The organism is Luteimonas sp. 3794 (genome assembly GCF_031456825.1).
GTDB lineage: Bacteria > Pseudomonadota > Gammaproteobacteria > Xanthomonadales > Xanthomonadaceae > Luteimonas.
Genome location: NZ_JAVDVJ010000001.1, coordinates 156,133 through 168,297, shown reverse-complemented (window position 1 = coordinate 168,297; position 12,165 = coordinate 156,133). Strand labels below are relative to the sequence as shown.

Sequence of the window (12,165 nt, the reverse complement as noted above, 5' to 3'; positions counted from 1 at the left end):
TCCGCCCTTCGGGCACCTTCTCCCAGAGGGAGAAGGAAAAATTGGATGCGCTGCGATCCGGTTCTTCAGCCCGCGACCAGCCGCACCCGGGCGAAGTTGCGCTTGCCGACCTGCAGCACGCCCTCAAAGCCGGGCTTGAATTCCAGCCCCGCGTCGTCGATCACCGCGCCGTCGACCTTGACCGCGCGCTCTTTCAGCTTGCGTCCGGCTTCCGAATTGCTCGGCGTGATCCCGGCCGCCGTCAGCAGCGCACCGATGCGCAGACCCTCTGGCGGCACGGTCACGTCCTGCAGCGGCAGCAGCGACACGTCGCCTTCGCCGGAGATCGCCACCTGCCAGCCGCGGATCGCGAGCTCGGCCGCGTCGGCGTCGTGGAAGCGCGTGGCGAGTTCGCGCGCCAGGCGCAGCTTCACGTCGCGCGGGTTCAGCGTGCCGGCCTCGACTTCGGCCTTCAGTGCCTTTGCCTCGTCGATGCCGATGTCGAAGCTCAGCAGTTCGATCCAGTCCCACATCAGCGCATCGCCGATCTTCATGGTCTTGTTGACCATGTCGATCGCCGGCTCGGTCACACCGATGTAGTTGCCGAGCGACTTGCCCATCTTGTTGACGCCGTCGAGCCCGACCAGCAGCGGCATCGTCAGCACGATCTGCGGCGCCTGGCCGTCGCTTTCCTGCAGGCCACGGCCCATCAGCAGGTTGAACTTCTGGTCGGTGCCGCCGCATTCGACGTCGGCCTGCAGCGCCACGGAGTCGTAGCCCTGGACCAGCGGATACAGAAATTCGTGGATCGCGATCGGCTGCTGACCGGCGTAGCGCTTGGCGAAATCGTCGCGCTCGAGCATCCGCGCCACCGTGTGGGAGGACGCGAGCCGGATCATGTCGGCCGCGCCCATTGCGCCGAACCACTCGGAGTTGAAGCGCACTTCGGTCTTGGCCTCGTCCAGCACCTTGAACACCTGCGCCTTGTAGGTCTCCGCGTTGGCCAGCACGTCCTCGCGACTCAGCGACTTGCGGGTCGCGCTCTTGCCGGACGGGTCGCCGATCATCCCGGTGAAGTCGCCGATCAGGAAGATCACCGTGTGGCCGAGATCCTGGAACTGGCGCAGCTTGTTGAGCAGCACCGTGTGGCCCAGGTGCAGGTCCGGCGCGGTGGGGTCGAAACCGGCTTTGATCCGCAGCGGGCGACCGAGCTTCAGGCGCGCTTCGAGGTCCTCGCGCTTGAGGATTTCGTCGGTGCCGCGGGCAATCAGGTCGAGCGGGGGGGGCGCGGTGGGGGGTAGGGACATGGAACGGGCATCTCGACTGGCTGAAAAATGAATACGAACACGCCGGGTTAAGGCTTCGTTATCCGACGGCACGGACAAAAATCCCAATCCGGTCAGGCATTTGACGCATGGACCTCACGTCTCTATGTTACCCCGCTGACACGCCGTTCACGCCATCCGGACCCGACACGATGACGCACTCCGTCCCGCCACCCCAGGCCGACGCGCACCACCAGCAGGTGCTCCACGACAACCTGCAGGCTGCGGCCCGGAACAGGCAGCAGGAGCAGCCCGCGCGCCGGCACCTGTATCCCGGCCGCTGGACGCGCCGCGACTGGGGCCATGCCAGCCTCTTCGCCACGCTCGGGGTGCTGGTCGTTGCCCTGGTGCCCGGCGTCTCGCAGGCGATGCGCGGCGATGGCGAGCCGCAGCACGATCTGGTGACGATGTCGCTGGCCCTGCCGCCGCTGACCGCCACCCAGCGCAGCGCGCAGCAGACCCACGACAACTGGCAGTTGGTCACCGTCGAACGCGGCCAGACCTTGGGCTCGATCTTCTCCGATCTCGACCTGCCCGCCTCGACGATGCACCGCATCCTCGAGCTGCCCGATGCCAAGGCCAAGTTGACGCGCATGCGGCCGGGCACCGAACTGGGCTTCGACCTGGCCCTCGACGGCACCCTCAACAAGCTGCGCTATGACCGCAGCGACACCGAACGCGTCGAACTCACCGTGACCGGCGACGCGATCCGCGAGGACGTGATCGAGCGTCCGGTGGAGATCCGCAACGTCGTCATCAGCGGCGAAGTCGGCCGCTCGCTGTTCCATTCGGCGCGCAAGCTGGGCCTGTCGGGCGCGAACATCAACACGCTGACCGACGAAGTCTTCAAGTACGACATCGACTTCAACACCGACGTCACCCAGACCGACCGTTTCAGTGTCGTGGTCGAGCAGGTCTGGCGCGAAGGCGAACTGATCCGCAGCGGCCCGGTGCAGGCGGCGGTGTTCACCGCGAAGGGCAAGCCCTTCAGCGCGTTCCGTTACGAGCAGGACGGCAAGGCCGAGTACTACAACGCCGAAGGCCGCCCGCTGAAGAAGAGCTTCATCCGCATGCCGATCCAGTACGCGCGCCTGAGCTCGCGTTTCGGCAGCCGCCGCCATCCGGTGCTGGGCACGATGCGCATGCACAAGGGCGTGGACTACGCCGCGCCGACCGGCACGCCGATCATGGCCGCCGGCGATGCACGCGTGCAGTTCCGCGGCGTGCAGGGCGGTTACGGCAACACGGTGGTGCTCGACCATGGTCGCGGCCACACCACGCTGTACGCGCACATGTCGCGCTTCGGCAATATCCGCCAGGGCCAGCGCGTCGCGCAGGGCACGGTGATCGGCTACGTCGGCACCACCGGCCTGTCCACCGGCCCGCACCTGCATTACGAGTTCCGCGTCAATGGCGTGCATCGCAACCCGCTGCAGCACACGATGCCCGAGCCCGATCCGCTCAGCGGCGCCGCGTTGGCGCAGTTCCGCCAGCAGACCGGCCCGGCGCTCGCGCGCATCCGCGAAGTCGAGAATGTGATCTACGCGCAGGTGCCGGCCAAGCCGGATCCCGACCGGCAGGTCGCGAACGCCGCACGGCCCGGCAACGGCCGCGGCTGATCCGCCTCGAACGCCCGGCTCCGGCCGGGCGTTTCGTTTGCACTCTCCTTTCGCCCGACGCTGACGCCATGTCCGACCTGTTCCTCGGCCTGATTTCGGGCACCAGCGCCGATGGCATCGACGCGGCCATCGTCCGCTTCGACGATCGCGCCGACGGTACGCCGGACGCGGAGCTGCGCTTCGGCGCCACCTATCCCTGGGATCCCGCGCTGCGCGCGCGCCTGGTCGCGCTGGGCCAGCAGGCCGCGTCGCTGACGCTCGATGACGTCGGCGAACTCGACGTCCTGATTGCCGATGCGTTCGCCGATGCCGCGCTGGCCGCGATCGCGGACGCCGGAGTCACCGCAGCCGCCATCCGCGCACTCGGTTCGCACGGCCAGACGCTGCGCCACCGCCCCTACGGCCGCGATGGCGATGGCCGCGCGCCGTTCACGCTGCAACTCGGTGACGGTGCGCGTATTGCCGAGCGCACCGGCGTGGTGACGGTCGCCGATTTCCGCCGCCGCGATGTCGCCGCCGGCGGACATGGCGCCCCGTTGCTGCCTGCCCTGCATGCGGCGCTGCTGTCGCGTCCGGGCGAGGACCGCGCGGTGCTCAACCTCGGCGGCATCGCCAACCTGACCCTGCTGCCGGGCGATGGCGGCCCGGTCCGCGGCTTCGACACCGGCCCGGCCAACGGGCTGATGGATGCGTGGTGCCTGCGCCACACCGGCGAAGCCTTCGACCGCGATGGTGCCTTGGCGGCAAGCGGTCGCGTCGACACCGCATTGCTCGCACGGTTGCGGGCCGAGCCGTGGTTCGCCGCGCCGCCGCCCAAATCCACCGGACGCGACCAGTTCCATCTCGGCTGGGTCGACGCCGCGCTGCAGGGCGCCGAATCCGTTGCCGATGTCCAGGCGACGCTGCTCGCCCTCAGCGTTGCGACGATTACCGACGCCCTGCGCGCGACCCAGCCGGGCACCGCGCGGGTGATCGGCTGCGGCGGCGGCGTGCACAACGGCGCCCTGATGCGCGCGCTGGGCAACGCGCTGCCGGGCGTGGTCGTGGAGTCGAGCGCCGTGCACGGGCTCGATCCAGATCATGTCGAGGCGATGGGTTTCGCGTGGCTGGCGCGGCAGACCGTGCTGGGCCGGCCGGGCAATCTGCCCTCGGTCACTGGCGCTGCGGGGCCGCGCGTGCTCGGGGTCGTGCATCCGGTCTGAGCCGTCCGGCGAAACCGGTAGACGTTCTGCCCATCCTGCGGATGGCGCCGCGCCCACGAACCTGTAGCGCGCCTGCGCGCGAGGCGCTCCCTGGGGCAGCGGCATCGCGCGCAAGCGTGCGCCTACAGAAAGCTGATGCTCAGCTTGCTGCGGCAGACTGCGCCGGGCCACGGCCGATCAGCGCGAAGGTGTCGTCGGGGATCTGCTCCAGCGCGCCGATCGCCGCCGCCAGCACGCCGTCCTCGGCCGGGTCCAGGGACACGCGCTCGTCGCCGATGCTCGCCCGCAGACCCTGCTCGAGCAGGAACCGCAACGTGCGTGCCTGGCCCCAGCCCTGCGTGTCCGCATAGGCCGTGATGCGCTCGAGCAGCGCGGGGTCGAGATCCTTGAGCACGATGTCGGTCATGTCGCCGCGGTCCGGGCAGCCGCGTCCTGCGGCGGGGCTTCCTTGATAAACCGCCACAGCCATGCAAGCAAGAGCAGGGTTGGCAGAACCGTCAGGGCGCTGAGCACGAAGAACGTGCTGTAGGACGTCGCCTCCACCAGATAGCCCGACACCCCGCCGGCGAACTTGCCCGGCAGGTTCGCCAGCGACACCAGGAGCGCGAACTGGGTGGCGGTGAAATTGCGGTCGGTCAACGACGACATGAACGCGATCAGCACGACACCGGCGAAGCCCTGGAACAGGTTGTCGGCACTGATCGCCGCGTAGAACGCCCAGATCTGTGCCGGATACTGCGCCATCAACAGGAACGCGAGATTCGACAGCGCCACGCCGATCGCCGCCACCAGTAGCATGCGACGGAACCCGAACGCGGCGACCGCGATACCACCGGCAAATGCGCCCGCGATCCCCATCCACACGCCGAACAGTTTGGACACCGTCGCGATGTCGGACTTGGAATAGCCCGAGTCGAGATAGAACGGCCCCGACATCACGCCGATGACCTGGTCGGGAAACTTGAATAGCCCGACGAACAACAGCAGCGCCAAACCCAGCGCCACCCCGTTGCCGGTGAAGAAGCTCGAAAACGGCTGCCAGAACGCGCCGATGAAATCGATCCGCCGCACCACGGTGGATTCCGGCGCGACGGGCTCGCGGCACAGCAGCGTCGTCGCGATCGGCAACAGCATCAAAGAGGCCATGGCGAGATAGGCCCAGGTCCAGTCCCGATACTCGGCGAGGTACAGCGCGCCCGCGCCGGCCAGGATCAGTCCGAATCGATAGCCCAGCGTGTACGTCGCCGCGAGCGCGGCCTGCGCGTTGGCCGGGGCCACCTCGATCCGGTAGGCATCGACGACCGAATCCTGAGTCGCGCCCGCGAATGAAGCGAGCAGCACCCAGCCGACCAGAGGACCCACGCCGAGATCAGGCCGGGTAAAGGCCAGTGCCACCAGCGCCAGCAACACCACGACCTGCGCGACCAGCAGCCAGGAGCGGCGTCGGCCGAGAAAGGCGGTCAATGGAAACGCATACCGGTCGATCAGCGGCGCCCACAGGAACTTCAGCAGGTAGAAGAAGCTCGCCAGGCTGATCAGGCCGATGCTGCCCAGATCCAGCCCCACATCGCGCAGGCGGGTCGACAGAGTCTGCGAGGCGATCAGCAGAAACGGCAGACCACTGCCGAATCCGAGAAACAGCATCGTCACCGCGGACGGGGTGGCGAACGCGCGGCGGATGCCACGCCAGCCCTTGTACGACGTCGGCGCATCGGCAGCGCCCGCAGACGTGCTCACGCGCGGTAGTCCACGACCAGCGGGGCGTGATCGGAGAAGCGTGGCTCGGGATGGACGGCAACCGAGCGCACGCGGTCACGCAGCGACGGGGTGATGAACTGGTAGTCGATCCGCCAACCGACGTTGTTGGCGCGCGCGGCGCCGCGGTTGCTCCACCAGGTGTATTCGGGCGCATCCGGGCGCAGCACGCGCAGCGCATCGAGCCAGCCGGTTGCGGGCGGCTCGACCAGGCCATCGCCGCAGGCATCGCCGATCATGCCGTTGAGCCAGGCGCGCTCGGGCGGCGTGCAGCCGGAGTTCTTCTGGTTGCTGGTCCAGTTCTTGATGTCGCTGCGCGCGCGCACGATGTTCCAGTCGCCACACAGTACGTAGTCGCGACCACTGGCCAGCCATGCGTCGAGGATGGGTTTCAGCCAGTCCATGACCTCGAACTTGAAGCCCTGGCGCAGCTCGCCCGACGAGCCGGACGGGATGTAGAACGACACGACGCTCAGATTGCCGAAACGCGCCTCGATGTAGCGGCCTTCCTCGTCGAACGGTGCCCAGCCGAGCGACGTGCGGATCTCGTCGGGCTCCTGGCGCGCGTAGATGGCCACGCCGCTGTAGCCCTTCTTGGTCGAAGCGTCGCGGAACCAGGCCTTGTAGCCAGCGGGCAGGAAGTCGGCATGCAGGCCGGATTCGCCCAGCAGTTGGTGTTCCTGCGCCTTGGTTTCCTGCATGCACAGCACGTCGGCGTCCTGCGCCACGAACCAGTCGAAGAAGCCTTTTTTCGCGGCGGAGCGCACGCCGTTGGCGTTGAAGCTGACGATTTTCATGCAGACCGGATCCACGTGTACCGGCGCCAAGCCTACCGGATTCGCGCCGCGCTTCCGGCCTCCGCGGCGCGTATCCTCCGCGCATGTCGTCGGCTCTGCTGCCTTGCGTTGTATTGGCGTCGACCGCACAGGCCGAGGCCGCGCGCTGTCTGGCGCTCACCGCGACGCAGACGATCTACGCAGGCGACATCGTCTTCGCCGTCGACAACGCGATGGCCGCCCCGGATAGCGACGCGATGGTGGTACTGCTGGGCGAGGTCGTCATCGGCTTCTATCGCCTCGATTACCCGACCGCGACCTTCGGCAAGCAGAGCGTGGACCGGCGCACTGCGACGCTGCGGGCGTTCGCACTGGACGTGGCCTGGCAGGGCCGTGGACTCGGCCTGCCGACGCTCGCAGCCTGCTGCGCGGACCTGGCCCTGCGACATCCCGAACGCGTGCTGCTGGCGCTGAACGTGCATGCCGCCAACACCATCGCGCTGCAGCTCTACCGGCGCGCCGGCTTCGTCGACAGCGGCGAGCGCATGCATGGCGGCCGCGGCGGGCCGCAGCACCTGATGCTGCGCGCACTCGGCGTGGGACAATGGACGCCATGACCGACCATCGCACCCGTTTCCTGCAGCTCGCCCTCGAGGCCGACGCACTGCGCTTCGGCGAGTTCACGCTGAAGTCCGGCCGCGTCAGTCCGTATTTCTTCAATGCCGGGCGTTTCGATTCCGGTGTCGCCATCGCCACGCTGGCCGGCTGCTATGCCGATGCGCTGGACGCGGCCGGAGTCGAGTTCGACCTGCTGTTCGGCCCGGCCTACAAAGGCATTCCGCTGGCGACGGCGCTGGCCTGCGAATACGCGCGCCGTGGCCGCGATCTGCCGGTCGCGTTCAACCGCAAGGAAGCCAAGGCGCATGGCGAGGGCGGCCTGCTGATCGGCGCGCCGCTGGCCGGACGCCGGGTGTTGATCGTCGACGACGTGATCACCGCCGGCACCGCGATCCGCGAAGCGCTGGGGCAGATCGCCGACGGTGGCGGCATGGTCGCCGGCATCGTCATCGCGCTCGATCGTCAGGAACGCGTGGGCGAAGACAGCCGCGAGTCCGCCGCGCAGCGCGTCGCGCGCGAGCAGGACGTGCCCGTCGTGGCCATCGCCGGACTGTCCGACCTGCTTGCATTTGTCGGGCAGAGCGCGACACTGGCGGCAGAACGCGAGCGGCTGCTCGCCTATCGTGCACGCCATGGCAGCGAACCCGCACGCTGATTCCACGCTTGGGGCCGTCAGGGGGACGGACGACATGCACCTTTCGATCCGACTGATGGGCGGCCTGCTGCTGGCCTGCATCGCCACCGGCGCGCTGGCGCAGAAGCCCAGCGCCGACCGCAAGGTCTACTGCTGGAACGAGGGCGGCCGCCGCGTCTGTGGCGATGCGCTGCCCGCGTCGGCGGTGGACGCCGAGCGCACCGAAATCAACGCCCGCAGCGGCATGGCCACGGCGCACGTGAGCCGCGCGCTGACCGCCGAGGAGCGCCGCGAAGCGGCCGCCGCCGCCCAGCAGGTGAAGCTCGAGGCCGAAGCCGCCGCGCTGCGCCAGCGCCAGGAGCTGGCGATGGTCGAGTCCTATGCAACCGAAGCCGACCTGCGCCGCGCCTACGGCGAACGCATCGTGCTGGTGGATGAAGCGCTCAAGACCTCGCGCATGGGCGTCGACAACCTGCGCAACAGCCTGCTGTCGCTGCTGCGCCAGGCCGGCGAGCGTGAACTGGCCGGCCAGCCCGTCGCCAAACCGCTGGCCGACAGCATCCGCAGCCAGCATTCCGACCTGCAGCGGCAGATGGCGATCCTCGACCAGCAACTGGTCGAACAGGCCGCGCTGGGCGGCGACCTGCAGGCGGCGCTGGTCCGCTACCGCGAACTCAAGCAGACCGCGGCCACCGCGCGCGACTGACCGCGATACCCCTGCGCGGGTTCGCGCGGGCGCCGACGACCGGTATCCTCGCGGGCTTGCCCCCCGCGCAGCAAAAACGCCGTGTCCGATCCGATCTCCGCACTGCTCCTCGGCATCATCGAGGGGCTCACCGAATTCCTGCCCGTCTCCAGCACCGGCCACCTGCTGATCGCCCAGCACTGGCTGGGCGCGCGCTCGGACTTCTTCAACATCGTCATCCAGGCCGGCGCGATCCTCGCGACGCTGCTGGTGTTCCGCCAGCGCATCTGGCAACTGACAACCGGGCTCGGCAACCGCGAGCACCGCGACTATTCGATGAAGATCGCGGTCGCCTTCCTGGTCACCGCGCTGGTCGGCCTGCCGGTGCGCATGGCCGGCTGGGAGTTGCCCGAGACCGTCACCCCGGTCGCCTGGGCGCTGATCATCGGCGGCATCTGGATGCTGGTGGCCGAGTACTTCGCCGAAAAACGCGGTGACAACACGCACGTAACGTGGACGGTGGCGGTCGCGGTCGGTCTGGCGCAGGTGGTGGCCGGCGTGTTCCCCGGCACCTCGCGTTCGGCGACGACGATCTTCTTGGCGATGCTGCTGGGCCTGAGCCGGCGCTCGGCCGCGGCCGAGTTCGCGTTCCTGGTCGGCATCCCGACGATGTTCGCCGCCAGTGCCTACGCGTTCCTCGAACTGTGGATGGACCAGGGCCTGGGCGAGGAAGCCTGGGGTGATGTCGCGATCGCATTCGTCGCGGCGATGGTCACCGGCTTCATCGTGGTGAAGTGGCTGCTCGGCTACATCAAACGCCACCGCTTCACCGGATTCGCGATCTACCGCATCGCGCTGGGCGCGGGCCTGCTGCTGTTGATGCCTTCGGGCTTCTGAGTCTTACGGCAGCCGGAAGAACGCTGCCGCCGTTGCGGTTGTGGCGTCTGCGGTGACCGCGACATCCTCACCGCGATCGCGTGCGAGTTCTTCGACGATGTGCGGCAGGAACGCCGGTTCGTTGCGACGGTCCTTGGGCAGCGGCTTGAGCGTGCGCGGCAGCAGGTAGGGCGCATCGGTTTCGACCATCAAGCGGTTGGCCGGGATGTTGGGCACCAGTTCGCGCAGATGCTGGCCGCGACGTTCGTCGCACAGCCAGCCGGTGATGCCGATGTGCCAGTCGCGGTCGAGGCACTCGAACAGCTCGCGCTTGCCGGCGGTGAAGCAGTGCACGACCGCCGGCCCGATCTGGCCCTCGAACTCGCGCATGATCGCGACGAAGTCGTCGTGCGCATCGCGCTGGTGCAGGAACAGCGGCTTGCCCATGCCCTTCGCAGCGAGGTCGACAGCGATCTGCAGCTGCCGCTCGAAGGCCTTGCGCTGCGCCGGACGCGGCGAGAAATCGCGGAAATAGTCCAGACCGCACTCGCCGACCGCGACGACTTCCGGATGCGCGAGCAGGGCACGCATTTCCGTATCGCATTCCGCGGTGTACTCGACCGCGTGATGCGGATGTACGCCCGCGGTCGCGTACAGAAAACCCGGATGCGCCTGCGCGAGTTCGAGCGCCTTGGGCGAATGCTCGCGGCTCGCGCCAGTAATCACCATGCGCGTCACACCCGCGTCCCGCGCGCGCTGCAGCACCGCGTCGCGATCGTGATCGAAGCTGTCGTGGGTGAGGTTGGCGCCGATGTCGATCAGCTGCATGGCGGCTTACGGGGAGCGTGGGGGCGTGCATTGTAGACGGCGGACTTTGAAGCCCTCCCCCGCTCACGGGGGAAGGCGCTTTGCCACTGCCTCAATCCAACAACTGGCAACTCGCCGGCGTCGTGCTCTCGAACAGCGCGCGCGTGGCCCATTGCGGCTGGTCGATGAAGGGATTGCGGTTGCCCTGGAAGCTGTAGACCACCTCGTTGCGCTCGCGCTCGCCGGCGTCCGGCGGGTCGGTCTGGTGCCAGGCCAGCAGCGTCGACAGCAGGCCCATGTAGGCCGGCGATGCCGAGGTCGACACGATGCGGCTGCGGTCGTCGGTCAGTTCGAGGTCCGGCTCGCCCTGACCGGTCGTTGGATGCGCGCCGCCTTCGTAGCGGATCGCCATGTACAGCACCGCGCGGGCGATGTCGCCCTTGCGATGGCCCCAGACCTGGAAGCCGCTGGCATTGGTCCAGTTGGAATTCCCCGGGAACAGGCCGGTCCCACCGCCGACGCCCTGGTTCGCTTCGGTCACGCGTTCGCTGCAGTTGGCCGAGGCCGTGCAGTCGGCCAGCGGTTTGTTGCCGCGCGCCGAGTTGTGGTCGGTGTCGCTGAGATAGAGCATGTGCGCGTCAGTGTGCGGCGCGTTCGGCAGGCCCTTGTCGCCGCTGGCCGAGGGGAAGCCGAGCGACTTGGGCCAGGTGTGTTCGCGGTTGTAGGTCAGCCCGCTGCCGGTGCCCGCGCGGCCGCTGCCCTTCGTGTAGCTGCGGTTGCGGTAGACGTCGAGAATCTTGCCGCTGTCGGCCGGATCCTCGTCGGCGATCTCGAGGATCGTCCAGGTGTTCGTCGTGCCGCCGCTGTAGGGATAGGACGTGTGGCCGCGGATCGTCGCGTGCAGCGAGCAGCGCAGCTGGCCAGGGCTGCTGGTGTTCACGCGTGCGTAGTAGTCGCCGCTGTCGCCACCGCTACCGCTGCTGGCCACGTTGAACGGGATGACGGTGTTCGCGGCCGGCGACAGACCCGCGGCATCGGTGACCGCGTTCGCGTGGACCGTCAGCGTGCAGGCCTCACCGCCGTACAGCGCGGTGCCGGTGCCGATCGCGAAGGTGGTGCCGGCATTCGGATGGGACAGCGTCACCGCGCCCGAGGTCGCGCACTGCAGCGCGAATGCGCCGCTGGCGAGGGTGACCGGCTCGCTGAACGTCACCGAGAGGTCGCCGGCAGCGGGGAAGTCGGACGCGCCGCCGACGGGCGTGGTCGCGATGATCGACGGCGGCGTGGTATCGCCGCCGCCGCCACTGCCACCGAAGGTCTGGCCGGTGTTGCAGGCGCCGAAGGTCTGCGTCGATGGCGGTGCCCAGTCGAAGTCGGCGGCGGTGCTGCCGTTGCCGGTCAGTTGCAGCGACGCCCCGACGGGCGCGGTCGCGCTTTCCGCCACCGGCAGGTTCTGGCTGCTCAGTCCAGCGGCCGGGCCGTTGCCGGCGACGATCGTGCCCTCGTAGCTGATGAACTGCACAACGGTGCCGGCGCCATCGACCAGTGCGATGCCGTCGTTGGATCCGTTCTGCAGACCGTCGCGCGGCCAGGTGACGGTGGCGATGCCGACGCTCGCGCCACAGCTGCGCGTCTGCGCAGCCGGCACCGCGGCACTGCCGTAGGTCGTCGCCGCGTTCGGCGCGTTGCTGCCGTTGTAGAGCCACACGCGATAACCCGACAGGTTTTCGCCCGCGGTCGCGACGATCTCCACCGCCTCGCCGACATCCGCGCCCGCATTGTCGTAATGCAGCTCGTTGATGAACACCTCGGCGAACGCGGCAGGCGCGGTCGCGGACAGGCCGCAGAGCAGCAGGAGTTGCGGAAGACGGCGCAGGCGAGCGTGCATG

At 68.6% G+C, this 12,165-nt stretch carries 12 protein-coding genes; 6 read left to right on the top strand and 6 right to left on the bottom strand.

The genetic code is table 11. The features are described from left to right. Positions 1-65 precede the first annotated feature (65 nt). Entirely contained in the window at positions 66-1,286 is a 1,221-nt protein-coding gene (tyrS, locus tag J2X52_RS00770) for a tyrosine--tRNA ligase (RefSeq protein WP_310147450.1), read from the bottom strand. Positions 1,287-1,456: 170 nt separating this feature from the next. Between tyrS and J2X52_RS00765 the strand changes: the two genes are divergently transcribed. Together J2X52_RS00765 and J2X52_RS00760 are read left to right on the top strand one after the other, a co-directional pair. Then, positions 1,457-2,923, top strand: a complete 1,467-nt coding sequence (locus tag J2X52_RS00765; RefSeq protein WP_310147448.1) for a peptidoglycan DD-metalloendopeptidase family protein — start codon at positions 1,457-1,459, stop codon at positions 2,921-2,923. Between the two features lie 68 nt (positions 2,924-2,991). Further along, a complete protein-coding gene (locus J2X52_RS00760; RefSeq protein ID WP_310147446.1) occupies positions 2,992-4,125 on the top strand; it encodes an anhydro-N-acetylmuramic acid kinase in 1,134 nt (377 codons plus the stop codon). A gap of 139 nt (positions 4,126-4,264) precedes the next feature. Here J2X52_RS00760 and J2X52_RS00755 read toward each other — a convergent pair whose 3' ends face one another. From J2X52_RS00755 to J2X52_RS00745, 3 genes are read right to left on the bottom strand one after another with little or no spacing between them, the layout of a single operon-like run. After that, the gene (locus J2X52_RS00755; protein ID WP_310147444.1) at positions 4,265-4,531 is read right to left on the bottom strand and encodes a hypothetical protein; all 267 of its coding nucleotides are present in this window, start codon (positions 4,529-4,531) and stop codon (positions 4,265-4,267) included. After that, positions 4,528-5,862: an MFS transporter gene (locus tag J2X52_RS00750; protein WP_310147442.1), complete on the bottom strand. Its 1,335-nt coding sequence runs from the start codon at positions 5,860-5,862 to the stop codon at positions 4,528-4,530. The genes J2X52_RS00755 and J2X52_RS00750 overlap by 4 nt, the downstream gene beginning before the upstream one ends. Next, positions 5,859-6,677: an exodeoxyribonuclease III gene (locus tag J2X52_RS00745; RefSeq protein WP_310147440.1), complete on the bottom strand. Its 819-nt coding sequence runs from the start codon at positions 6,675-6,677 to the stop codon at positions 5,859-5,861. Before J2X52_RS00745 ends, J2X52_RS00750 begins: the two co-directional genes overlap by 4 nt. An 83-nt stretch (positions 6,678-6,760) precedes the next feature. On the opposite strand from J2X52_RS00745, the gene J2X52_RS00740 reads away from it, so the two are divergent. The 4 genes from J2X52_RS00740 (at position 6,761) to J2X52_RS00725 (ending at position 9,490) form a co-directional block, all read left to right on the top strand. Next, on the top strand, positions 6,761-7,273 hold the full coding sequence (locus tag J2X52_RS00740) for a GNAT family N-acetyltransferase (RefSeq protein WP_310147438.1): 513 nt from the start codon (positions 6,761-6,763) through the stop codon (positions 7,271-7,273). After that, complete coding sequence (gene pyrE / locus J2X52_RS00735; RefSeq protein ID WP_310147435.1) at positions 7,270-7,929, top strand: orotate phosphoribosyltransferase; 660 nt, start codon at positions 7,270-7,272, stop codon at positions 7,927-7,929. Before J2X52_RS00740 ends, pyrE begins: the two co-directional genes overlap by 4 nt. Before the next feature lie 34 nt (positions 7,930-7,963). Further along, positions 7,964-8,614 carry a hypothetical protein gene (locus tag J2X52_RS00730; protein WP_310147433.1) on the top strand — a complete coding sequence of 217 codons (651 nt, stop codon included), beginning with the start codon at positions 7,964-7,966 and terminating at the stop codon, positions 8,612-8,614. A gap of 81 nt (positions 8,615-8,695) precedes the next feature. Continuing rightward, the gene (locus J2X52_RS00725; RefSeq protein WP_310147431.1) at positions 8,696-9,490 is read left to right on the top strand and encodes an undecaprenyl-diphosphate phosphatase; all 795 of its coding nucleotides are present in this window, start codon (positions 8,696-8,698) and stop codon (positions 9,488-9,490) included. A gap of 3 nt (positions 9,491-9,493) precedes the next feature. Here J2X52_RS00725 and J2X52_RS00720 read toward each other — a convergent pair whose 3' ends face one another. Both J2X52_RS00720 and J2X52_RS00715 read right to left on the bottom strand, forming a co-directional pair. Next, positions 9,494-10,297 carry a TatD family hydrolase gene (locus J2X52_RS00720; RefSeq protein WP_310147430.1) on the bottom strand — a complete coding sequence of 268 codons (804 nt, stop codon included), beginning with the start codon at positions 10,295-10,297 and terminating at the stop codon, positions 9,494-9,496. Positions 10,298-10,388: 91 nt separating this feature from the next. Continuing rightward, positions 10,389-12,164: an endonuclease gene (locus J2X52_RS00715; protein WP_310147428.1), complete on the bottom strand. Its 1,776-nt coding sequence runs from the start codon at positions 12,162-12,164 to the stop codon at positions 10,389-10,391. Between the last annotated feature and the right edge of the window lies 1 nt (position 12,165).

What these genes read in the sequence shown, in the direction of transcription:
- tyrS (WP_310147450.1), bottom strand. Translation starts at nt 1,286, where the DNA reads ATGTCCCTACCCCCCACCGCGCCCCCCCCGCTCGACCTGATTGCCCGC.
- J2X52_RS00765 (WP_310147448.1), top strand. Translation starts at nt 1,457, where the DNA reads ATGACGCACTCCGTCCCGCCACCCCAGGCCGACGCGCACCACCAGCAG.
- J2X52_RS00760 (WP_310147446.1), top strand. Translation starts at nt 2,992, where the DNA reads ATGTCCGACCTGTTCCTCGGCCTGATTTCGGGCACCAGCGCCGATGGC.
- J2X52_RS00755 (WP_310147444.1), bottom strand. Translation starts at nt 4,531, where the DNA reads ATGACCGACATCGTGCTCAAGGATCTCGACCCCGCGCTGCTCGAGCGC.
- J2X52_RS00745 (WP_310147440.1), bottom strand. Translation starts at nt 6,677, where the DNA reads ATGAAAATCGTCAGCTTCAACGCCAACGGCGTGCGCTCCGCCGCGAAA.
- J2X52_RS00740 (WP_310147438.1), top strand. Translation starts at nt 6,761, where the DNA reads ATGTCGTCGGCTCTGCTGCCTTGCGTTGTATTGGCGTCGACCGCACAG.
- pyrE (WP_310147435.1), top strand. Translation starts at nt 7,270, where the DNA reads ATGACCGACCATCGCACCCGTTTCCTGCAGCTCGCCCTCGAGGCCGAC.
- J2X52_RS00730 (WP_310147433.1), top strand. Translation starts at nt 7,964, where the DNA reads ATGCACCTTTCGATCCGACTGATGGGCGGCCTGCTGCTGGCCTGCATC.
- J2X52_RS00720 (WP_310147430.1), bottom strand. Translation starts at nt 10,297, where the DNA reads ATGCAGCTGATCGACATCGGCGCCAACCTCACCCACGACAGCTTCGAT.
- J2X52_RS00715 (WP_310147428.1), bottom strand. Translation starts at nt 12,164, where the DNA reads ATGCACGCTCGCCTGCGCCGTCTTCCGCAACTCCTGCTGCTCTGCGGC.